This window comes from Flavobacteriales bacterium, assembly GCA_020435415.1.
In the GTDB taxonomy this organism is placed as follows: domain Bacteria; phylum Bacteroidota; class Bacteroidia; order JACJYZ01; family JACJYZ01; genus JACJYZ01.
The window spans coordinates 1-21,537 of sequence record JAGQZQ010000057.1 but is presented as its reverse complement, the minus strand read 5'-3'; the positions used below and the strand labels follow the sequence as shown (position 1 = coordinate 21,537).

Sequence of the window (21,537 nt, the reverse complement as noted above, 5' to 3'; positions counted from 1 at the left end):
CCCCATAGGGGTGGCATCTTAATAGAATCGTGTGTCATTGTGCCATTAAGCCCCATAGGGGTGGCATCTTAATAGAACCGTGTGTCATTATACCATTAAGCCCCGTAGGGGTGGCATCTTCGTAGAATTAAGAATTAATGTGTCACCGGTAAACAGAGGAAAGCCCCGTAGGGGTGACATCTTATCCGGAAAAATATGTCATCATAATGAAAGAAATTCTGAATCGCCTTTTTGAGTACAAAGCCCTTAGCAAGGACGAGGCTTATGAGGTATTGAAAAACATTGCTTCGACATCCTACAACAACAGTGAGATCGCTGCCTTTCTGACCGTTTACCTGATGCGAAGTATCACCGTAGAGGAACTGTCCGGCTTTCGTGATGCATTGCTTGAACTCTGTCTGAATGTGGACATGTCCGATCAGGATCCCATCGACCTGTGCGGTACAGGTGGTGATGGAAAGAATACATTCAATATTTCCACCCTGTCTTCATTTGTGGTGGCAGGTACCGGTGTGAAGGTGACCAAGCACGGTAACTACGGCGTGAGTTCGGTGTCCGGGTCATCCAACGTGCTGGAGCATTTCGGACTGAAGTTCACCAACGACAAAGCCATGCTTCAAAAGCAACTTGATAAGGCTGGGATTTGTTTTTTGCACGCGCCCCTGTTTCATCCGGCCATGAAACAGGTAGGGCCTGTGCGAAAGGAACTCGGTGTAAAAACATTTTTTAATATGCTGGGGCCGATGGTGAATCCGGCGTTTCCTAAAAAACAGATCGTAGGTGTGTTTAACCTTGACCTGGCGCGACTTTATCAGTACATGTTACAGGAGACAGACAAGAGATTTGAGATTATTTACGCCCTGGATGGATATGACGAAGTTTCACTGACGGGAGATTTCAAAACGATCAACCGTTCCGGTGAACATGTTTATCGCCCTGAACAATTAGGTCTTCATGTGCACAAAGCCGAAGAGATTTTCGGCGGCAGTACGGTGGAAGAAGCGGCATCTATCTTTAAGAAGATACTGGAAGGTGAGGGAACCGGGGCGCAGAATGAAGTGGTGATCGCCAATTCCGCCCTGGCCATCGCATGCGCCAGGGAGGATGTCAATCTCAACGACGCGGTTTCGGAAGCACGGGAATCACTGGTATCCGGCAAAGCCCTTCAATCTTTTAAAACATTACTTGAACTTTAGATTATGAATATTCTTGAAGAGATCATCGCCCATAAATTTAAGGAGGTAGAAGAGCGCAAAAGCCTTTATCCGGTGAAATTGCTGGAGACCTCACTTTACTATAACAGTCCGGTGGTATCCTTATCTGAATACATCAGGCGCCCGGATTTGTCCGGTATTATTGCGGAGATCAAACGCAAGTCACCCTCAAAAGGGATGATCAATGCCCACATCTCAGTGGAGCAGGTGTCAATCAATTATATGGTGGCGGGTGCATCTGCGCTGTCTGTGCTAACCGACAAGCAGTACTTCGGCGGAAGCAGTGAGGACCTGACCATAGCGCGTAAATTCAATTACTGCCCGATCCTGAGGAAAGATTTCACGGTAGATGAATACCAGATCATTGAGGCCAGATCCATTGGAGCGGATGCTATCCTTTTGATTGCAGCCGCTTTGGAGCCAAAGAGGGTGAAAGAGCTGGCGGCATTTGCCAAATCTTTGGGCCTCGAAGTATTGTTAGAACTTCATGACGAAACAGAACTCGGTCATATCTGCGATGAAGCGGATGTCATTGGCATCAACAATAGAAACCTGAAAACGTTTGAGGTATCGGTGCAAACAAGTCTGGATATTATCCATGCGCTCCCCAAAGAAAAGACACTGATCTCTGAAAGCGGCCTGGGTGATCCCAAAGTAGCGGCTCAGCTCAGGCAGGCCGGTTACCATGGTTTTCTGATTGGTGAGGGTTTTATGCGTACCGGTCGCCCGGGTGCAGCCTGCGAGGAGTTTGTGAAGAAGTTGAATCAGGAGTTGAAGGGCGCGGAAAATCTGAAAACCAAATAGCGCATCGCATATGTATGCCTGCCAATATATCACAAATGCCCATTGCCCATTGTCTAATGTCTAATGTCCATTGTCTGATTACCCATTACCATTTCCTATGACTAAAATAAAAATATGCGGCATGCGGGATGCAGCCAATATCAAAGAGATCGCAGGCCTTTCTCCGGATTACATGGGTTTTATTTTTTATAAAAAATCGCCGCGTTACGTGGGCGATGACTGGGATCCTGCCGTAATCGCCCAGGTGCCGCCCGAAGTCCGCCGCATCGGTGTCTTTGTGAATGAGCCTGAAGCGAATATGGAAGCGGCTGCGGATAAGTATCGGCTCTTCGGTGTGCAGTTGCATGGAAATGAGTCACCGGAAAAGTGCCGCTCCATGAAAATGAATGGCCTGATCGTGATCAAGGCATTTGGCGTTAACGGGGCATTGGACCTGGATTTTATGGAGATGTATGACCGCCACTGTGATTATTTTCTGTTTGATACGGCGAGTAAAAATCACGGGGGGGCCGGTGAGAAGTTTGATTGGGAGCGGTTGAAGACCTACAAAGGAGATACACCATTCTTTCTGAGCGGCGGAATTGGCCCGGATGACGTGGAGGCGATCCGGTCTTTGAATATGCCCAATTTTCACGCGGTGGATGTGAACAGCCGGTTTGAGACCGAACCGGGAATAAAGAATGTGGAAGCGTGTAGAAGGTTTATTGGGGAATTAAGAAAGAGGATTTAAGAATTAAGAGTGAAGAATTAAGAGTGAAGAATTAAAATCTGACGTATCATCCTTAAACAGAGGAAAGCCCCGGAGGGGTGGCATCTTAATAGAACCGTGTGTCATTATGCCATTCAGCCCCGTAGGGGTGACATCTTAATAGAATCGTGTGTAGTTATGCCATCAAGCCCCGCAGGGGTGACATCTTTGTAGAATTAACCATTGAATAACAATCGTCTATGTCACAATTTCAAGTCAGCGAAAAAGGCTATTACGGAGAGTTCGGGGGAGCATATATCCCCGAGATGCTCGTGCCCAATGTAGAGGAGCTGCGTGCCAGCTATCTGGAGATCATCAACAGCGATGATTTTCAAAAGGAGTTTCGCGGACTCCTTCGCGACTATTGCGGAAGGCCCACGCCGCTGTACTTTGCCAAACGCTTGTCGGAGAATTATGGCAGCCGTATATACCTTAAACGCGAAGACCTCAATCATACCGGGGCACATAAAGTAAACAACACCATCGGACAGATCTTGTTGGCGCGGCGATTGGGTAAGCAACGTATCATTGCCGAAACAGGAGCAGGTCAGCATGGTGTGGCAACAGCAACCGTATGTGCGCTGATGGGTATGGATTGTGTTGTTTACATGGGAGAAGTGGATATGGCGCGGCAAAAGCCCAATGTTGAGCGGATGAAGATGCTCGGCGCCACCGTCGTGTCGGCTACATGTGGTAGCAAAACCCTGAAAGACGCTACGAATGAGGCTATTCGTGACTGGATCAACCATCCGGTGGATACGCATTATATCATCGGTTCTGTGGTGGGGCCGCATCCGTACCCCGACATGGTTGCCAGGTTCCAGTCTGTGATCAGTGAAGAAATAAAGATCCAGCTTAAAGAACATGAAGGGCGGGAGAATCCGGATGTGGTGATCGCTTGTGTAGGAGGCGGCAGCAATGCCATCGGTGCTTTTTATCATTTTCTGGATGAAGAAAGTGTGCGACTCATAGCCGTGGAGGGAGCAGGGGAGGGCGTAGAAAGCGGACGTACTGCAGCTACAAGTGTCCTCGGGAAACCGGGGATTATTCACGGCAGTATGACCCTGCTGATGCAGGATGAATTCGGTCAGATCACCGAACCACATTGTATTTCTGCTGGGCTGGATTATCCCGGTATCGGACCGGTGCATGCTTTTTTAAATAAATCAGGGCGCGTCAGCTATGCCCATGCGACAGACAACGAGGCCCTGGCTGCGGGATATCGGCTGGCCAGACTGGAAGGTATTATTCCTGCACTTGAATCGGCACATGCTTTGGCCTACCTGGAAAAGGAAAAATTCAAACCGGATGATGTGGTGGTGGTGAACGTATCCGGCCGCGGCGATAAAGACCTGATGACCTATATCGAAAGGAGAGACCAATTTGAAAATGAGTCAACCTGCCAGCCGACGCTTGGGTCATTGCAGGGCAGGCTGGTTTGAAAATGTGCTAATTACTACCTACCAATGACTAACCTTCTACAATCAGCGTTCAACAGCGGGCATCCAGTCCTTTCAGTATATTTTACAGCTGGTCATCCTCAGGCGGGATCTGCGGTACGGATCATACAGGCGCTACAGGATAATGGAGTGGATATGATAGAGATCGGCATGCCATTCAGTGATCCTTTGGCAGATGGACCCACCATCCAGCACAGCAGTGAGGTGGCCCTTCGCAATGGGATGAACATGAACGTGCTATTCGAGGAGTTAAAAGGGATCAGGGAAAAGGTAACCATCCCCCTTGTAATGATGGGCTATCTTAATCCGGTACTGCAATATGGCGTGGAGAAATTCTGTCAACGTTGTGCGGATATCGGCATTAATGGACTCATTATTCCAGACCTGCCCTTGGATGAATTCACGCAGCATTACAAGGCTTCGTTCGATAAATATAACCTCGAATTTATTTGCCTGATCACGCCGCAAACCTCAGAGAACCGCATCCGGGAGATTGATGAAAAGACCGGTGGGTTTATCTACATGGTGGCTGCGGCCAGCACGACCGGAGCGAAAGGTGGCATCAGCGATGAACAGATCACCTATTTTGAAAGGATAAAAGAAATGAAACTGAAACATCCGCGCCTCATCGGATTCGGAATCTCCAACAAAGCCACTTATGAACTTGCTTCCTCTTATTCGGGCGGCGTGATCATAGGCAGTGCCTTTATCAAAGCGATAGAAGGTAGCAATGACATTGAGGGAGATGTCCAGCGGTTTGTGAAAGGGATTCGATAATTTGCTAATGTGTTAATGCGGTGATATGCTAATGACTATCTACTAACTACTATCTACTAGAACATGATCATCCAACTACAACCTGATATCACCGAATCACAACTGACAGGCATTCTGGCAAAGGTGAAGGAGATATCTTATAAACCCACTGAAGTAAAAACACAGCAGGGGCGTTACCTCGTGTGCATCGGAAAAAAGGAATTCGATATCCGGGCTGTGGGAAAAATGCCGGGAGTGAAAGACATTCATCGCGTATCGGATGGTTACAAACTGGTATCCCGGAAATGGAAGGTGCATTCCACCACCATAGACCTTGGGGATGGCGTGAAGATCGGGGGCGGTGATTTCTCGATCATGGCAGGTCCATGCTCTATTGAAAGTGAAGAGCAGGTGGAAAAAGTGGTACAACACCTTGTGGCCAATGGCATCCGTATCATGCGCGGAGGTGTTTATAAACCGCGCAGCTCACCATATGCCTTTCGCGGTCTGGGCCTGGATGGATTGAAGATGTGGCATTCGATCGCGTCAAAACATGGCATCAAGATCATTACGGAAGTGATGCAAGTGAGCCAGGTAGAGGATATGTATCCATACATCGATATCTACCAGGTGGGTGCAAGAAACAGCCAGAACTTCAATTTGCTGGATGCCCTTGGGGAAGTTGATAAGCCAGTACTGATCAAGCGTGGCATGTCAGGAACCATTGATGAACTGTTGCAATCCGCCGAGTACATTTTCTCCAATGGGAATGAACGCCTGCTTTTGTGCGAACGCGGCATACGTACCTTTGAAAATGCTTACCGGAATACTTTTGACATCAATGCCATCCCGGTTTTGAAAGAAAAATCCCACTTGCCCGTTATCGCTGATCCGTCGCACGGTGTTGGCGTGCGTGCTTATGTTCCTGCCATCGCCCTGGCAAGTGTGGCGGCACATGCGGATGGGGTGATCTATGAAGTCCATGAGAAGCCGGAGGAAGCCCTCAGCGACGGTCAGCAGACGTTGAATTTCGAAGAGTCTGAAAGACTGGTGAAGGGAATGGAAGTATTGCTGGGGGCGGAGGTTTAAAGTTTGCAGCGCCGGCCATAGCTTCAGCGAAGGAGGGTAGTTTCTAGTTTCAGGTTTGTTGTTTGTACAAGATCATACATCCCAATTTGTACATCATATATCACCCATCATACATGTTAGTAACAACAGAGGGTAGTTACTTTGGGATCATTCTTACCGGAGTGGTGGTACTCATCTTTCTGGGGGTATTGATATATAAACTGAAGTTTGGTCGGGATAGCATTGAGGTAAACCTGAGAGGTAAGGCATACAAGCGCATCAGTGACTATGCGGATGGTGATAATGCGACCCTGGTGGGAACTGTGGACTTTCTTGACAAGCCGTTGATATCTCCGCTTACCGGGTATAAATGCTGTATGTATCGCATAGAAGTGTATGAGGATTCCGATGGTGATCAGCAAAATCTTAGTTCATTTAAAGAAGAGGTTATTCCCTTCGTGATTCGCAATGGTAAAGAAGCGGCTTTGGTTTTTACAAGTCAGTCACTTATTGATGTGAACATGGACACTGTAGACCAAACCGGATTATTTAAAGGACTAAGTCCCAAAGTTGAATCGTATATACTGGCGCAAGGGGTGACCACAAAAGGTATGCTGGGTTTTAGAAAAACCTTTACCGTGAAGGAAGGTTTGATAGAACGACGGGAAAAGGTAGCCGTAACGGGTTATGGACATTGGAGGGCGGCTTCAGATTATAAAATAAAAACAGGGAGTGGGAAAGTTCTTGTTATTCAATCTGACGGAAATAATCCCGTGTATATCAGCGATGCCCTGACTGCACTGCGGCCATTCAAGAGATAGTATTCTTGAGCGGTTATAATTGTTCTGATTGCCATATGAGTTCGGATGGTTTAAAGTTTAAGGTTTAAGGCTTACCTTGCCCGCATCGCCTTCGCATAGCTGCTTCTGCGGAGCAAGGCCATAGCTTTAGCGAAGGAGGGTTGTTTGCACAACATCATACATCGCACGTGCAAAGATTGGCAAACTACCTCAATTGAAACATCACAGGCAAAATATACTCAACATTTACCTTCTTTCCGTTTAATACACCGGGTATCCATTTGCCTCGGATTTGCTTCACAGCGTTGAGTGCCTCCTCATCGCAACCATATCCAATACCGCGCTGAACCTTATGATTGATTGCGGTTCCGGTGCTGTCAACAATAAAAACCACTTCAACAATGCCTGATATGCCTGCATCTTGTGCTTTCGGAGGATAACGCATCGTTTTTGCAATGATCTTCTGCATGCCCTTAAATCCTTCCGAATATTCGGGTGGGTGATCCAGCTTGGTAAGGGTTTTAGTAGATCCATCGATAACATTATATTCCTTGTCATCATCAGAAATAGACTTTGTTGAAGTTGTATCCTGGCCGAGAAGGAATATTGGAATGAGGAAAAATACCGAAAGTAAAACCTTAATCATGCCGATGTTTTTTGGTTAAGTCCACAATGTAGTTACAAATTTCAATGTTTAATAGCATGGGGATGGTTCGGTGAAGTTAACCTTGAGAATCACTACGCTACACGCAAGACAATTGTATCACCATTGAACAACCATCGAATTAACTATCTTACCAAGAATTTCACCCCTATTCACTTTTGACATTCAGGAGATTGTTATGAAAACCCATCTCGTTATATCTGTATGCATTTTCATCTTTATGAGTGTTACATTTTCTGCCTGTAAAAAAGATAAAAAAACGCCGGTCTGTGATGGCTCCATGCCCACATATAACACGGAGATTTCAGTGATTATTCAATCCAGCTGCATGGGGTCAAGCTGCCATGGTGCGGGTTCCAAGCATGGAGAGTGGACTTCCTATACCAACCTGAAACCTCAACTGGATAATGGCGGGTTCAAAAAATATGTGTTGGAAAAACAATCCATGCCGAAAGGATCCAGTCTCAGTCAGGAACAGTTGAATATGATCCAATGCTGGGTGGATAACGGATACCCGGAAAAATAGGATAAGGTTTAATGTTTAAAGTTTAAGGTTCCTGGATTTTAAACATTCGTGTCTGATCTCTGAATGTCTGACCTCTTAATCTTCAAGGTTGGCTTCGCTCATCGCCTTCGCATAGCTGCTTCTGCCGAGCAAGGCCGTATCCCGTAGTTACGGGAGAAGGAGGGTCGTTTCTGGTTTTTGGTTTGTACAACATCATACATCACCCATCTCACATCAATTAGACACCACGCCATTATTCACAACCGAAACTGGTGACTTGACTGTCTTTACACGAGACTGACGGGTTCTTTCCAGAGGCGCTGCAATAAAAGCATTGAGCGCAAATGAAAATGCGAGGGTGACGCCGATGAGTAAAATGCTCATGACCGGTGTGAATTCCACATCAAAAAATCCGAATACGCCAATCACGAGCATGTGGGAAATATAAACAGGGTAAGACAGCTCGCCGATATAACGGTCGAACTTCCATCTTTTTGTATGGATGAAAATGAAGGGTAGACTGATGAAGAATAGTGTGAGATATATGTATGGCTTGAATTTGATTGGCCAGGCGGTATAGGTAATGGTCGCAACCAGAACGGTGCCAAAGATCATGTTCATGATTCGGGGGCTGATCGGAATATGTTCCAACATTTTGTACAATCGATACGCAACGATCCCGAATAGGAAGAACACCAGTTCGGTCGGAAAGAAACGGTGGGTCCAGGGGTCATGGGTCAGGCCATTTGTATACAGGATCACACGCAGGGTGAGGGACAGTGCGATGAGGGTCAGAATTGCAGACCATTTACGCTTTACCAGAAATGGTGCGATCAGGTAGAAGGTGATTTCAATGCCGATCGTCCACGCCTGGGGCACCATCAGGAATTTGTATAACGCCGGATCGGTATTGCGAAAGTTGGTCGTGAAAAATAACTTACCGGTTTCGATATCCAAACCCAGGAACATCACCACATCCTGCAATACCAGGAAGACATTGGTGAACATGAGGAACAGGAAACTTCCAAGATTCAGATCTTTATAATGCTCATGAAATGCATGCATGCTTACGGAGTCATCTCCGCCTGTCACAAAATAGGCGGCGCTGGAAATAATCAGGGTGAGAAGGGCAACGGTCCAGTAAACAGGAAAAAGTCGCAAAAGGCGATTGGAAATGAACAAGCGATAGGACCCGTTTGGCCCTATGTATTTTTCCGTCAGGATCAGGGCCATGTAAAACCCGGAGATGATGTAAAATGATTGTACTGCCATCTGCCCACCCACAAACCTTATACCGAATATAGAGCCTGAATGGCTAACGACTACTGAAATTGCTAAGATCAATCTGATCAATCCCATGCCTGCTGATCGTTTTCATGGTTGGCATATAAGAGTATAACCCCTTTTCCTAAATTCGAAACGGTAAGGTATGATCCCTGTTGCCCATCCTGTATTTAATGCTACGGTATGACCATCATGGTCAATGCACATCCGTTCATTTGACACTATATACTGCATTTTAGCCTGTAAGTTTCGCTATCACGGGGAATAAAGTCCAAAACCAGACGAATCGCGAAAACGTAGTGACGAACAATTTGGATCCCTTATCCAACTCTAACTGCCTACTGCCTACTGCCTACTGTCCACTGTCTACTGTCTACTGCCCAATTACCATCTACTAACTACTAATTACTATTTTGCACCCGCAAAACTTTAACACGATCATATGCAGCTCAAGGATATTTTCAAGAATAACAAAAAGTGGATCGCAGAGAAGTTGTCTGTAGATGAACAATATTTCGAAAAGCTTTCCGAGGGACAGGATCCGGATATTCTCTACATAGGTTGTTCGGACAGCCGTGTAACGGCGGAGGAGATGATGGGGGTAAGGCCCGGTGATGTATTCGTGCATCGCAACATTGCCAACATGGTGCCCAATACCGACCTCAATGTGATGTCCGTAATTAACTATGCTGTGGCACACCTGAAGGTGAACAACATTGTTGTATGCGGACACTACTATTGCGGAGGTGTGAAGGCTGCCATGCAATCCACCGACCTGGGTATTCTAAATCCCTGGTTGCGGAATATACGTGATGTGTATCGCCTGCATCATACAGAGCTCGATAAGATCCGTAATGAGGAAAAAAAGTACAAACGGCTGGTGGAGCTGAATGTTCAGGAGCAATGTATCAGTGTGATCAAGACGGCGGTGGTTCAAAAAGCATATGCCGAACGTAAAATCCAGGTACATGGCTGGGTATTTGATATTCATACCGGTCAGCTTATCGACCTGAAGATAGACTTCCCGAAAGTGTTGAAGGATATTATGAAAATTTACAGGCTTATATAAGGTTTCTAGTCTCTAGTCTCTAGTTTCTGGTTTCTGGTTTCTGGTTTGCCCGCCGTAGCTTCAGCGAAGGAGGGTAGTTTCTGATTTCCATAGTCTATCGTCTATTGTCTATTGTGAAAGGAAGCCGGCACTGACGATGAAGTTTAGCAATACTTTGTATTTTAGCCTTGTTGATGTTTGAATGCTATGGTCCGGGTATTACGTATTCCTTTACTTCTTTGCTGTTGGTGGCTGTTCTTTTCAGCAAGTCCTCAGGAGCCGACGTTTGAATCTTTGATGAAGCGTGCCGGAATGGTGTTCACACCTCCGGATGGATTGAAACCGGTGTCTCCCATTGCCAATGACCAGATGAACTGGGAAGCAGCCTACCGTCATCCCCGAAAAAAATTCGAAGTGCGCTATGCGATCCGCCCCATGGATCACCAACTGGAAGAATACGAAACGGCAGAGCAGAATAAGAAAGAAGGCGATGTCAACATTCACCCAAATAAGTGGTTCCGTCAGGTGTTTGAAATGACGGTGCTAAATGTATCAGGAGGACAGTTACCGGATTATGCCATATTCAGCAGTGATGCGGTAAAAAAGGAATTCAATGGCGACTGGGGTGCTACAGTGACCATTCCCCCCAAAGGCGACTTCGCAGGCGGATACAAATTCTGCCTCTTTGTTTTTATTCATAAGGATGATAAAGGCGATGGCTATGTGTTCTATATGGCTGATGACAAAGATTTGCTTCTCGAAAGCATGAAACCCATCTTTCATTCCTTGAAATTTCTGATGGATTGATGCATCTCCATTGAGCATCTGAAATGTATTGATAAGATGTCCGGTCATTACCCGGATAAATTATTTAACTTGAGCGCTCCATTGATAACTTTGGAGTTGATCCATTATTAATCTCAAAAACCACTACTATGAAACACCCTTTACTTTTAAAGTGTTTTAGTGGCATTTCGTACAAACACCCCATGTCTGTGTTCGCAGCCTTCATGATGATGTCGGTCTCAACTTATGCGCAGGATAATGACGCAAGGACGGGTGATGTACAGAATGCCCTGTCTGCGCAAAAGGCCAACTGGGCCTCAAATATCCGTGCGGAAGGCAATCGAATGACAGTGGATGCAGCTGCGGCACAGACCGCACAATTCCCTGCATTGCAAAAGAATTTTACCAAATGTAATGTGTATGAACTCGACGGAAGCATCATCCAGTCCTTCGTTCGTTCCAAAGGTGATGTGTCCGAACTCACACTGAATCTCGGTGATGAGTATAACTGGACCCTCCATCTTCAAAAGAATGATATCCGGGGTGCCAATTATGTGCTTCGCGAACAAACTGCCAACGGTGTGATAGAGCATCCGAGAAGCCCTGCAATCACCTACTGGGGGCATGTAAATAATAATGCCGGAGACATCTTCGTGTCAATATCTACAACAATCAGATCTCCGGTTTGGTGCAGGTCAATGGGCAGGATTATTTTCTGGAGCCCGTTAATCGCTTCGATGCGAATGCATCATCCGATCTGTTCGTTGTATATAAAGGAACAGATTTGAGGGTGGATGCCTCCATTAAATGTGGTGTACAGGAAATGGAGAGTGCCTATGAGCGCATTAATCCCGAAGTGGTAGCCAGTTCAGCCGCGGCATGTGCCGAGGTAGCTATCGCATCGGATTATAGCATGGTGCAGAATCAGGGCAGCGTGGCCAACGTCGAGTCGGAAGTGATCTCCATCCTGAATATGGTAACGGCCAAATATCAGGAAACACCCATGGAGATTTCCTATGACCTGGTTGAGAACTACGTGGTAAGCTGTAACGGCTGTGATCCATGGACCAGCAGCACGGACGCCAGCACATTACTGTCATCCTTCACCGGCTGGGGAGGTTTCTCCAAGACCTATGACATTGCCAGCCTGTGGACAAAGCGGGACATCACCAATAATGGCAATAGCGGTGTGATCGGACTGGCTTATGTGGGTGTGGTATGCACCAACAGCCGTTACAATCTGATGGAGCACTATTTTAATTCCCTGGGTGGAAACATGGTGGACCAGACCCATGAGATGGGACACAACTGGAGCTGCAACCACGGGAGTGAGAACAGTGTGAATATCATGTCTCCATCTATCGGTCCTTCCAATACAACCTGGACCACCACATCGCAAAACTCCATTGTGAATCATAAAAACAGCAGGAACTGTCTGACGGCTTCCTGTCAATCGCCTCCCGTTGCGAACTTCGTAGCCAATACAACGGTGTTGTCTGCAGGTGGATCGGTGGACTTTACGGACCTGTCATCCGGTAATCCGAATGCCTGGTCCTGGAGCTTTGGTGGTGGTGGAACGCCTGACAACTCCAGCGTGCAACATCCCTCAAACATCGTGTTTAACACGCCGGGTTTGTATACCGTAACGTTGATTGCCACAAATGCCAACGGTTCGGATACAGCCGTAAAAGTTGACTACATCAAAGTAAATGCAAATGTGGGTTGTGATACCCTTAACTATGGTTTTTACCAGGGCAAGGATACGCCAGCCTGGACCATCACCCACTACTACATGAGCGGCGGTGCTGCAGGAGAGTTCGGTTGGGTGAACGGTTGCAATGCAAATGAAGAAACCGCAAAGGCTCAGTACTTCCCCAGCGCAGCCCCTTACACCCATATCATGGGAGGTTGGTTGCACCTGGCACTTGCTCATTCCAGTGACCCCAATAAGGTGGTTCCTGTGAAAATTTGGGATGGGACCGGAGGCACCGTGGGCAATGAACTAGGCTCTGTGGATGTTAAAATGTCCTTGTACGAGAGCAACGCAAAAGGGAACTTCTTCACGCAAGTGCTGTTTGATCCCCCTGTACAGGTACCAGCATCCGGTGAGTTCTTTATGGGCGTGGATATCACAAATCTGGATTGGGCAACCGACAAGGATACTTTTAGTATTGTATGTAACACAGACGGTGAGTCTTCCCCATCTATGGTTTGGGAAAGAACATCCGATGGTTCTACCTGGCAGAGGTATAACACCGGTAGCGCATGGGCCCTGGATATTTCTCTGGCCATCTTCCCGTTCATGGGCGAAGCCCTTCCAACCGTAACGTTGGATGTGAAAGACGTGTGCGGTTCCAATTGCACCGGAGAGATCAAGGCGAATGTGACCGGTGGAACGCCACCTTATACATACCAGTGGTCTACCAATGCCTCCAATCAAACCGTGACCAATCTCTGTGCCGGCCCTTACGCTGTTCAGATCAGACAGCAGTCGGGTTGTTATGGCGGAATATACCGCGATACGGTGAAATCGGTCACGAATACTATGACCGTGACAGCTACAGCCATGGATGCTAATTGTAATGGGGATTGCGATGGTACTGTCAGTGCCAGCGGCGCCAGCGGTGTTACTCCATATTCCTATGAATGGAGCACGCTCGGAGCCGGCCAGGCACACGGAAGTGTTTGTGCAGGTACCTACACTGTGACCGTAATGGATGATGTGGGTTGTACCACGACCACCACCGCAACAGTCAATGAGCCGACCGCGCTGGCGATGGAGGCATCTCAGTCTCAGATAGACAACTCATCTTGTGATGGCGAGGCGACTGCCGTTGGTGTATCTGGTGGCACACCGCCCTACACCTATCAGTGGGATGATGGGAATTCTCAAACGACGGCCACAGCAACCGGCCTTTGCAATGGTGTATATGAATTGTGTATCACCGATTCATTGGGTTGTGTGAGTTGTGATACAGCCCTGGTGCATTTGGCCATCGGTGTTGGTATGACTGATCCTGCGCAGGGTATCTCACTATACCCGAACCCCGCGAATGATCACTGTACTTTGCAGTTTGATCTCCAGTCAGAAGCGAACCTCACTATTTCAGTTTCCAATGCCATTGGCAAACTCGTAAGCCGTGAACAGGTTCGTATCCAGCGTGGTGTACATAAAGTTGACATGCATCAACTGCCCGCTGGCGTTTACCACGTGGTTGTTCAGGGAGACGGCGTTTCCTTTAACCGCAGCCTGGTGGTGAACAGGCCGTAAAAGAATTACCGCTAATATTATGAAAGAACGCCTGCCGGTTTCGGTGGGCGTTCTTTTTTAGTAGATAGTAGATAGTAGATAGTAGATAGTAGATAGTAGATAGTAGATAGTAGATAGTAGATAGTAGTTGGTAGGTAGCAGATCAGACGGGATACTTCAGAATCAAGAATGAAGATGTGTTGGAAACCCCGATGGGGTGAAATTATGATAACGAGATCATCATCAGGCGTTGGCAGGGTCATTTGACAATTGTCATTTGAAAATTTCAACCGTATCCCTAAATTCGCTCTATCATACGGATATGGTTGAAAATGCAATTGAGAATATCGAAGAGATCGTAAAGATCCAGCGTAAGTCTATTCAGACGCGGATATACTATGCGCTTATTCTGTTCTTTACCGGCGCACTCCTGCTGGTGGTGGTTCAGGTCACTGATATTTTTGATGACGGTCCCTACCTGAAAGAAGCCATGTCTGTGATCTCCGGTTTGCTTTCCAGTTTCAGCGCGTTTCCAATCAAAGAGCTGATAGATAAGATGGGAAGTATCCGCATCTTCATGCTGTTTAAACTGCAGCTTCAGAACCTGGGCAGCAGGATGGCCGGTAACCCGGCGGATGCTCAGCTACAGGAAGAGGCGGACCAGATCATTGGCATTGTGTGGGAGAAAACCAAAAAAATCGCTTTGACATAAGCATAGCACATGGAAAAAGAAGAGTTTAAAACAATGCTCGACCGTTATGAGGCGAAGGAAAAGAAATCCAACAAGCGCCTCATTCTAGCATTGGCCGTTCCCATTGCACTTACTGTGGTGGTTGCCATGAGTGTAATGATGGTGAACCGGGCTTCTCAGGAGCGGGTCGAGGCCGTAGAAGCACAGGCCAGGGCCAGTATGGATAATGATTCACTTTTTGAGGAACTGGCCAGGCAACACCTTCTGGCAGAAGATTCAACCGTCGTGCAGTCAAAGCAGGAATGGCAGGAGTTAAAGCAGGAACTGAATACGGTTCCCAAAGAGGAATTAAAGGTAAGGGTGGAGGCCAGCCTGGAACTTAAGAACATCCGGGACAGTCTGAAGATTGATAAGACCAAAGATATAAAGCCGGATCCCATTGTAACCACTAGCCATACCGATGATGGTCCGGGAGGTCTGAATTCCGGCAGTACAACACAGGTCAACAGGCGTGACAGTGTGATCGTTCGTTACTATAAAAGATCGGGCGACAATGAGCGGGTGGTAAGGGAACTTCAGCGTCTGGGATATATCGTCAACGAAAAAGAAGTGACTCCCGGTACCGAGGGGTATGAGACCAATGTGATATACTATGGAAGTGAAGTCTCCCAACGTGATGTGGAAATGGTGGCCCTGCTGTTTCGTAAATCAGGATTCCCGATAAAGCATATTGAAGCATTTAAAGAAGACCCCGGAATGGCCTGGAAGAAGAAGGCTATTGAGGTAGGGTGGAAGGAAGATGTGGTCAAATTGCAGACCTATGATCCCAAACGGATCAAAAAAGACCTTTACATGAAGAAGTAAGGGGTTGATGTAAGTTTTGTTAACATAGGGTTGACCTTAGTCCCACAGTTGATTTCCAATCATTTTTTTCTTTGATGTTGATAAAAGCCGCGTACTTGCTGGCTTGTGAATTATCGATGGTCTGTTTGGATTTTTAATTTTGTATAGCTATTTTGTAACAGACCCATTAATTCCCTCATTATGCAAGCATCCCCCAGCTTACGCGTATTAGGATTGACATTCCTATCGTTTTTTGCAACCTCCTCGTTCGCCTCATCTAACAATGATGGCGTTGATACTAATCTCGTGGCCTTCTATACCGGAACGGACTCTTCTTATTTTATGAGTGGAGAGCTCCACAGTGTGGCCAGTTATAAATCAGGAAAGATGGAGGGCCAATACCAGCTGTGGTATGAGAGCGGTGAAAAATGGTTTGAAGGCACCTTTAAGGATGGTCGTCCATACAACGTTCTCACCGAGTTCTATCAGGATGGATCCAGGAAAATGGAGATTTTTCGAAAAGACGATGAGGAACGTACGACCGCATGGTATGAGAATGGCAATCCGTCTTATCTGATGGAGTTTGTTAACGGGCTTCCCGACAAGAAACATATGTATTGGTATCCCAACGGTAACCTCAAGCTTGAAAGCCATTTCTTACGTGGACAGCGTACCGGCGTGTGGAGCCATTTCTCATCAGAAGGAGTGCTTATTAAAAGGGAACACTATGAAAACAATGTACTTCTGCTGGAAGAAAACTACCACGGAGGAGTAATGCACGGTGCATATAATGCATGGTACCCTGGCGGCTATCTGCGCGTTACCGGAATGTATGTCGGGAACGCCAAGCATGGTAAATGGAAGTATTACAATCCCGCTGGAAAACTGATCCGCGAAGAGCAGTATGTTGGTGGTAAAATGACCTCCGCCAAGGACCTTTGAATTTTCCCAAAAAAAAAGCCGTTCCGGGGCTGATACCGGAACGGCGGGGCTTGTTGCTAATATTAGCAAACTAGCTGAGATACCTGAAGTAACTCAATAACTGTGCCGAAATTGTAAGATGGTACAGTTATTTGGTGTTAGCAATTTCTTCATGCCCTCCCTTCGATCACGGATGCTCATGCCACGGAATTAGTTATTTTCGCAGGACGATGTCCGGTCCTATCACATACCTGAGAGATAAGCATGCACTTATTCTGAAGTTCATGCTCTTTATTCTTACCATTGCCATGATCGTATATCTGCTTCCCAGGGAGGGGAAGTTTAAGTACGAACTAAGCAATATGCGTGGGAAGCCATGGCCATATGAGGAATTGATTGCCTCTTTTTCTTTTCCGATCCTTAAAACACAGAAAGAAATTGAAAATGAACGCGAAGCCATCAAGGCCTCTTCGTTGCCCTATTACAACCTTGACGAATCCATAGCCGATAAAGCCCGAACATTGCTTGAAGAAAGGTTTGAGGAAAAGTGGAACGAGAAGTCCCGGGCAGGATGGCTGGATTTTTTATGGCCTAATTCCGCGGAAGCTCAAAGACAAAAGGAGCACGATCGTTTGCTAGGCCAGGCACGGAAAGTTTTTAAGGAGATTTATAGTCGCGGTGTGATCCGAATGGATGAACGGCTGGAAAACAAAAATGAGCAGGAAGAAATATTTCTTGTAAAACGAAATGTGGCCGAGGAGATCCCATGGGGGGAATTATTGACGTTGCGCGCTGTTCCTTCATTTGTATCCACTGCCCTGGAAAATCAGGAATCATCTCTCAAGGAATTCCTTCAACCTCTCATAGAAGATGTGGTTGTACCCAATGTGTTTTTTGACGAGAACAAAACAACAGCAGTGCTGGAGCAGGAGATCAACGCGATCTCCACAACACGTGGCGCTGTGCAGGAAGGACAACGTATACTTTCAAGAGGAGAAGTGGTGGATGATCAGAAGATGATGATCCTTGAATCGATGAAAGCGCAGGTGGAGGCCCAGCTGGGTGGAGCCAGCAATTATTATTACATCCTTTCCGGACAGATTATTCTCGTTACGCTCTCCATGCTTGTCCTGAGCTTTTTTCTGATCATTTTCCGCCGGGACATTATCGTAGATAACATCCAGCTTGCATTTCTTCTGTTGCTGGTGATACTGATGGTGGGTTGCGCTGCCTGGGTTGTTCACTCCGGCTGGGATATATACCTGGTTCCGTTCTGTTTTCTACCTATCGTTGTCAGGGCTTTCTTTGATAACCGCCTGGCCTTCTTTACTCACCTGACTGCGGTACTTATCAGCAGCATCATATCATCCAATGGCTTTGAGTTTGTCTTCCTGCAGTTTATTGCCGGTAACGCCGCCATTTATAGTCTGGCCAATATGCGTAACCGTTCCCAGTATTTTATATCAGCCGTCGTGGTCTTTGTAAGTTATTCCATCACCTACCTTGGAATACTGGCCATCCAGGAAGGAGCTACATTTACTGTAAACAATACCAAATTTCAATGGTTCGGGGTGAGTGCGGCGTCTATTCTTCTGGCATACCCTATGATCTATCTTTTTGAGAAGATATTCGGTTTGGTATCTGACGTGACGCTGATGGAACTGGCAGATTTAAATAGTCCGTTGTTGCGAAGACTTTCCACGGAGGCCCCTGGAACCTTTCAGCACTCCCTTCAGGTGGCCAATCTGGCAGAGGAAGCCATCCACGCCATCGGTGGTGATACGCTGCTGGTGCGCACCGGTGCTTTGTACCATGATGTGGGGAAAATGAAGGACCCCGCCTTTTTTATTGAGAACCAGGTGTCCGGGGTGAATCCACATGATGATATCCCGGAGGCTGAAAGCGCCCGGATCATTATCGGCCACGTTATCCATGGGGTTGAACTTGCGAGAAAACACAAGCTGCCTGAAAAGGTCATTGACTTTATCAGAAGCCATCACGGAACCACCCGTACAGAGTTCTTCATCCGAAGGTATAAGGAGAAATATCCTGATAAAACCGTGGATATGTCCTTGTTTACATACCCTGGGCCAAAGCCTTTTTCTAAAGAAACGTCGGTATTGATGATGTCGGACGCATGTGAAGCCGCATCACGTAGTTTGAAGAAACCGGATAAGGAAAAGATCACGAAGCTGGTCAACGGTATCATAGACGGCCAGGTGGCTGGTGAGCAATTCTCTCACGCCAACATCACCTTGAAAGACATTGCCCAAACCAAGAAGATCATCATCAGGCGCTTGTTAAGCATACACCACGTGAGGGTAGAATATCCGACTGCGGTTGCAACGGAACAGCAGTAATTACCGATGGCGGTGATGCCATGAAGTTACCGGGTATTTGACTTACTTCAGGAAGACGCCCTCTTCACCATTCTTCAGGGAAACGTCTACATGTTCCTTAAGGGTAGTGGATAGGGAAAGGCCCACAAAATTGGCTTCGATAGGAAAGCGACGGTGGGTCCTGTTCACCAGCACCGCTGTGCGGAGTTTTTTGATGGGCTGCCTCAGGAAACGTCGGCTTCCATACATCAACGTGCGACCGGAGTTTACCACATCATCCACAAGAATGACCACCTTGTTCTTTAATGACTGGTCATCAACAGGCAATTCGATCTCATACTGGATGGGGTTGTCCTTGTCCATCGTCACATCAATCAAGTCAACTTTTAGGGGAGACATGCTCCGCAAAGCTTTTGCAAGACGCTCTGCAAGGACGTATCCGTTATCCCGTATGCCGGCGATCAGCACACCCTGTTCCTCGAAATTATCTTCATAAATTTCGATGGCCATGCGGTTGATCTTTTGCTGAACCTGTTTTTCGTCAAGTATTTTGGTAGCACTACGGGGCATTGCACTTTTTTTTCAAATGTAAACAATTGTATTGAAGATGGGGGCTTTGTACTTGGGCTTAGCAGGTAATTCCACAGAGATATGTTGGTGACTCGTTTCTCTATGATACAATTGATACGCAATCGTATCTATAGCCGGATCATTTGCAATGCGGTAGCGGCAGCCTCCACACCTTTGTTCCCATATCGGCCACCTGCACGGTCTTTGGCCTGGTCCATCGTGTTGGGTGTAAGGACCCCGAAGATCACAGGAACGTTATTATCGATACTCAGTTTGGTCAGGCCGTTGGCTACGGCATGGGCAATGAATTCGTTGTGTGGAGTTTCACCTTTGATAATGCAACCCAGACAAATGACGGCGTCCATGTCCTGGCGGCGGATCAGCGTCGCGGCTCCAAAAGGCAATTCAAAACTACCGGGAACATCAAGGCGAAGAATATGCTTGGGGTCAACCTCATTGTCCAGCAGCGTCTGACGGGCGCCTTCAAACAATGTTTCGGTGATCTCCGTATTCCAACGGGCAACCACGATCCCGAACACCGCACCCTTTCCACTGGGAAGGGATTCTGGTGCCGATAAAGATTGGTCCTTGGTGGACATGAAAACGCGTGGTGTTGCTTTTCGGATTATTTGCCTGCCAGCGCCGTGGCTTTGGCAATGTACTTGTCAATACCCTGGGCTTCCCTGGATTCAGGATAGTCTTTCTTGATGCGCTCGTAGGTAGAAAGGGCGTCAGCAGACTTACCCAGTAGCTCCTGAACAAGAGCGGCTTTCATCAGGTATACCGCCGGTGTAAAGGTATTGTCATCCTTATCAGCTGCATCCAGGTAATACTCCAATGCGGCTTCCTTGTTGCCAAGTTCCAGGGAGGCATCTCCCATAGCACCGATGGCAATAGGAGCCAGGATTGCATCGTCGGAGTCAAAATTCTCCAGGTGGCCAATGGCATCCTGAAACTGACCCAGGCGAAGATAGCTCAACCCTGAGTACAATTCAGCAAGATTGGCCGATGGGGTAACGCCGTAGTCGTCAATGATGGATAAGAAGCCCGGGAACTGTCCATCTCCGTTCAATGCTTTTTGCAAAGAATCTTTCTTGAAGTACAGCTCGGCCATATACATCTGACTTCTGGCCTCTTCCTCCTGGTTTACAACGTAATACTTTGAATAGAACAGATAGCCACCAATAATGATAACGATGGCTGTTACAATGATGGAAAGACTGTTCTTGTTCTCCTCTATATATGCTTCCGTTTTCGTAAGGGTTTCCGGAAGGTCTAATACTTGTTCTTCGGTCGCTTTGGCCATGGGTCCTGATTTTCGAAAGGCAAAAATACGCTTTTTTAGGATTCAGGCAATGTTATATTGCAGTAAACAAGGGGGCGGTAGATAGTAGATAGTAGATAGTAGATAGTAGATAGTAGATAGTAGGCAGTAGGCAGTAGGCAGTAGGCAGTGGGTAGTATGTGGGGGCGACTTGGTATGTTAGTCCCTTCATCACTATCTTTGCTTCATGTCGCTCCATCTTCACCACTTGTCCCTGATTAATTTCAAGAATTACGATGAGGTTTCCGTAAATTTTGACAAGCGTGTACAGTGTTTTCTGGGGAACAATGGTGAAGGGAAAACGAATTTACTCGATGCCATTTACTACCTCGCCTTTTCAAAAAGTGCATTTCAACCTACCGACAGTCTGAACATAAAAAAGGGGGCGCCATTTTTCGTGGTTCAGGGCACATTCAGCCTTCATGACCAGGAAGAAAAAATACATTGTGGATTTAAAAAGGG

22 protein-coding genes are annotated in these 21,537 nt (G+C 46.9%); 17 read left to right on the top strand and 5 right to left on the bottom strand.

Annotation, left to right across the window (positions count from 1 at the left end; translation table 11 throughout):
* The first annotated feature begins 206 nt into the window (after nucleotides 1-206).
* The 7 genes from trpD (at nucleotide 207) to KDD36_10000 (ending at nucleotide 6,871) form a co-directional block, all read left to right on the top strand.
* Nucleotides 207-1,196 carry an anthranilate phosphoribosyltransferase gene (gene trpD, locus KDD36_10030; protein ID MCB0396982.1) on the top strand — a complete coding sequence of 330 codons (990 nt, stop codon included), beginning with the start codon at nucleotides 207-209 and terminating at the stop codon, nucleotides 1,194-1,196.
* A gap of 3 nt (nucleotides 1,197-1,199) precedes the next feature.
* Complete coding sequence (gene trpC, locus KDD36_10025) at nucleotides 1,200-2,018, top strand: indole-3-glycerol phosphate synthase TrpC (protein MCB0396981.1); 819 nt, start codon at nucleotides 1,200-1,202, stop codon at nucleotides 2,016-2,018.
* A gap of 97 nt (nucleotides 2,019-2,115) precedes the next feature.
* Nucleotides 2,116-2,748: a phosphoribosylanthranilate isomerase gene (locus KDD36_10020; protein MCB0396980.1), complete on the top strand. Its 633-nt coding sequence runs from the start codon at nucleotides 2,116-2,118 to the stop codon at nucleotides 2,746-2,748.
* Between the two features lie 218 nt (nucleotides 2,749-2,966).
* The gene (gene trpB / locus KDD36_10015) at nucleotides 2,967-4,208 is read left to right on the top strand and encodes a tryptophan synthase subunit beta (protein ID MCB0396979.1); all 1,242 of its coding nucleotides are present in this window, start codon (nucleotides 2,967-2,969) and stop codon (nucleotides 4,206-4,208) included.
* 24 nt (nucleotides 4,209-4,232) lie between these two features.
* A complete protein-coding gene (locus KDD36_10010) occupies nucleotides 4,233-5,003 on the top strand; it encodes a tryptophan synthase subunit alpha (protein MCB0396978.1) in 771 nt (256 codons plus the stop codon).
* A 63-nt stretch (nucleotides 5,004-5,066) separates the two neighbouring features.
* Nucleotides 5,067-6,071 (top strand): 3-deoxy-7-phosphoheptulonate synthase, encoded by a 1,005-nt coding sequence (aroF, locus tag KDD36_10005; protein ID MCB0396977.1) that lies wholly within the window; start codon nucleotides 5,067-5,069, stop codon nucleotides 6,069-6,071.
* A 113-nt stretch (nucleotides 6,072-6,184) separates the two neighbouring features.
* Nucleotides 6,185-6,871 carry a hypothetical protein gene (locus KDD36_10000; protein ID MCB0396976.1) on the top strand — a complete coding sequence of 229 codons (687 nt, stop codon included), beginning with the start codon at nucleotides 6,185-6,187 and terminating at the stop codon, nucleotides 6,869-6,871.
* A 184-nt stretch (nucleotides 6,872-7,055) separates the two neighbouring features.
* Here KDD36_10000 and KDD36_09995 read toward each other — a convergent pair whose 3' ends face one another.
* Entirely contained in the window at nucleotides 7,056-7,496 is a 441-nt protein-coding gene (locus KDD36_09995; protein MCB0396975.1) for an energy transducer TonB, read from the bottom strand.
* A gap of 238 nt (nucleotides 7,497-7,734) precedes the next feature.
* Between KDD36_09995 and KDD36_09990 the strand changes: the two genes are divergently transcribed.
* Nucleotides 7,735-8,040, top strand: coding sequence for a hypothetical protein (locus KDD36_09990; protein MCB0396974.1), 306 nt, complete (start codon nucleotides 7,735-7,737; stop codon nucleotides 8,038-8,040).
* A gap of 213 nt (nucleotides 8,041-8,253) precedes the next feature.
* Here KDD36_09990 and KDD36_09985 read toward each other — a convergent pair whose 3' ends face one another.
* Nucleotides 8,254-9,378: an acyltransferase gene (locus tag KDD36_09985; GenBank protein ID MCB0396973.1), complete on the bottom strand. Its 1,125-nt coding sequence runs from the start codon at nucleotides 9,376-9,378 to the stop codon at nucleotides 8,254-8,256.
* Nucleotides 9,379-9,745: 367 nt separating this feature from the next.
* On the opposite strand from KDD36_09985, the gene KDD36_09980 reads away from it, so the two are divergent.
* From KDD36_09980 to KDD36_09945, 8 genes are all read left to right on the top strand, one after another.
* Nucleotides 9,746-10,372, top strand: a complete 627-nt coding sequence (locus KDD36_09980) for a carbonic anhydrase (protein ID MCB0396972.1) — start codon at nucleotides 9,746-9,748, stop codon at nucleotides 10,370-10,372.
* Between the two features lie 276 nt (nucleotides 10,373-10,648).
* Nucleotides 10,649-11,158 (top strand): hypothetical protein, encoded by a 510-nt coding sequence (locus tag KDD36_09975; GenBank protein MCB0396971.1) that lies wholly within the window; start codon nucleotides 10,649-10,651, stop codon nucleotides 11,156-11,158.
* A 128-nt stretch (nucleotides 11,159-11,286) separates the two neighbouring features.
* On the top strand, nucleotides 11,287-11,925 hold the full coding sequence (locus KDD36_09970) for a hypothetical protein (protein MCB0396970.1): 639 nt from the start codon (nucleotides 11,287-11,289) through the stop codon (nucleotides 11,923-11,925).
* The gene (locus KDD36_09965; GenBank protein ID MCB0396969.1) at nucleotides 11,823-14,408 is read left to right on the top strand and encodes a PKD domain-containing protein; all 2,586 of its coding nucleotides are present in this window, start codon (nucleotides 11,823-11,825) and stop codon (nucleotides 14,406-14,408) included. The genes KDD36_09970 and KDD36_09965 overlap by 103 nt, the downstream gene beginning before the upstream one ends.
* Nucleotides 14,409-14,709: 301 nt before the next feature.
* Entirely contained in the window at nucleotides 14,710-15,099 is a 390-nt protein-coding gene (locus KDD36_09960) for a hypothetical protein (protein MCB0396968.1), read from the top strand.
* A 9-nt stretch (nucleotides 15,100-15,108) separates the two neighbouring features.
* A complete protein-coding gene (locus tag KDD36_09955; GenBank protein MCB0396967.1) occupies nucleotides 15,109-15,942 on the top strand; it encodes a hypothetical protein in 834 nt (277 codons plus the stop codon).
* A 180-nt stretch (nucleotides 15,943-16,122) separates the two neighbouring features.
* Entirely contained in the window at nucleotides 16,123-16,863 is a 741-nt protein-coding gene (locus tag KDD36_09950; protein ID MCB0396966.1) for a hypothetical protein, read from the top strand.
* Between the two features lie 209 nt (nucleotides 16,864-17,072).
* Nucleotides 17,073-19,202, top strand: a complete 2,130-nt coding sequence (locus KDD36_09945; protein MCB0396965.1) for an HDIG domain-containing protein — start codon at nucleotides 17,073-17,075, stop codon at nucleotides 19,200-19,202.
* Between the two features lie 42 nt (nucleotides 19,203-19,244).
* Here KDD36_09945 and KDD36_09940 read toward each other — a convergent pair whose 3' ends face one another.
* The 3 genes from KDD36_09940 to KDD36_09930 all read right to left on the bottom strand — a co-directional run bounded on the left by KDD36_09940 (nucleotide 19,245) and on the right by KDD36_09930 (nucleotide 21,057).
* Entirely contained in the window at nucleotides 19,245-19,751 is a 507-nt protein-coding gene (locus tag KDD36_09940; GenBank protein ID MCB0396964.1) for a phosphoribosyltransferase, read from the bottom strand.
* Nucleotides 19,752-19,879: 128 nt separating this feature from the next.
* On the bottom strand, nucleotides 19,880-20,350 hold the full coding sequence (locus KDD36_09935; GenBank protein MCB0396963.1) for a 6,7-dimethyl-8-ribityllumazine synthase: 471 nt from the start codon (nucleotides 20,348-20,350) through the stop codon (nucleotides 19,880-19,882).
* 26 nt (nucleotides 20,351-20,376) lie between these two features.
* The gene (locus tag KDD36_09930; GenBank protein ID MCB0396962.1) at nucleotides 20,377-21,057 is read right to left on the bottom strand and encodes a tetratricopeptide repeat protein; all 681 of its coding nucleotides are present in this window, start codon (nucleotides 21,055-21,057) and stop codon (nucleotides 20,377-20,379) included.
* Nucleotides 21,058-21,262: 205 nt separating this feature from the next.
* Between KDD36_09930 and KDD36_09925 the strand changes: the two genes are divergently transcribed.
* Nucleotides 21,263-21,537: AAA family ATPase (locus KDD36_09925; protein MCB0396961.1), on the top strand; the 275-nt coding region annotated here is incomplete at its 3' end.

Bases quoted from the DNA above. Each gene is read 5' to 3' on its own strand.
- KDD36_09975 (MCB0396971.1), top strand. From the start codon at position 10,649: ATGAAGCGTGCCGGAATGGTGTTCACACCTCCGGATGGATTGAAACCG.
- KDD36_09935 (MCB0396963.1), bottom strand. From the start codon at position 20,350: ATGTCCACCAAGGACCAATCTTTATCGGCACCAGAATCCCTTCCCAGT.
- KDD36_09985 (MCB0396973.1), bottom strand. From the start codon at position 9,378: ATGGGATTGATCAGATTGATCTTAGCAATTTCAGTAGTCGTTAGCCAT.
- KDD36_09950 (MCB0396966.1), top strand. From the start codon at position 16,123: ATGCAAGCATCCCCCAGCTTACGCGTATTAGGATTGACATTCCTATCG.
- KDD36_09955 (MCB0396967.1), top strand. From the start codon at position 15,109: ATGGAAAAAGAAGAGTTTAAAACAATGCTCGACCGTTATGAGGCGAAG.
- trpB (MCB0396979.1), top strand. From the start codon at position 2,967: ATGTCACAATTTCAAGTCAGCGAAAAAGGCTATTACGGAGAGTTCGGG.
- KDD36_09940 (MCB0396964.1), bottom strand. From the start codon at position 19,751: ATGCCCCGTAGTGCTACCAAAATACTTGACGAAAAACAGGTTCAGCAA.
- aroF (MCB0396977.1), top strand. From the start codon at position 5,067: ATGATCATCCAACTACAACCTGATATCACCGAATCACAACTGACAGGC.
- trpC (MCB0396981.1), top strand. From the start codon at position 1,200: ATGAATATTCTTGAAGAGATCATCGCCCATAAATTTAAGGAGGTAGAA.
- trpD (MCB0396982.1), top strand. From the start codon at position 207: ATGAAAGAAATTCTGAATCGCCTTTTTGAGTACAAAGCCCTTAGCAAG.
- KDD36_09990 (MCB0396974.1), top strand. From the start codon at position 7,735: ATGAGTGTTACATTTTCTGCCTGTAAAAAAGATAAAAAAACGCCGGTC.
- KDD36_09970 (MCB0396970.1), top strand. From the start codon at position 11,287: ATGAAACACCCTTTACTTTTAAAGTGTTTTAGTGGCATTTCGTACAAA.
- KDD36_10010 (MCB0396978.1), top strand. From the start codon at position 4,233: ATGACTAACCTTCTACAATCAGCGTTCAACAGCGGGCATCCAGTCCTT.
- KDD36_09980 (MCB0396972.1), top strand. From the start codon at position 9,746: ATGCAGCTCAAGGATATTTTCAAGAATAACAAAAAGTGGATCGCAGAG.
- KDD36_09930 (MCB0396962.1), bottom strand. From the start codon at position 21,057: ATGGCCAAAGCGACCGAAGAACAAGTATTAGACCTTCCGGAAACCCTT.
- KDD36_09995 (MCB0396975.1), bottom strand. From the start codon at position 7,496: ATGATTAAGGTTTTACTTTCGGTATTTTTCCTCATTCCAATATTCCTT.
- KDD36_10020 (MCB0396980.1), top strand. From the start codon at position 2,116: ATGACTAAAATAAAAATATGCGGCATGCGGGATGCAGCCAATATCAAA.
- KDD36_09945 (MCB0396965.1), top strand. From the start codon at position 17,073: ATGTCCGGTCCTATCACATACCTGAGAGATAAGCATGCACTTATTCTG.
- KDD36_09960 (MCB0396968.1), top strand. From the start codon at position 14,710: ATGGTTGAAAATGCAATTGAGAATATCGAAGAGATCGTAAAGATCCAG.
- KDD36_10000 (MCB0396976.1), top strand. From the start codon at position 6,185: ATGTTAGTAACAACAGAGGGTAGTTACTTTGGGATCATTCTTACCGGA.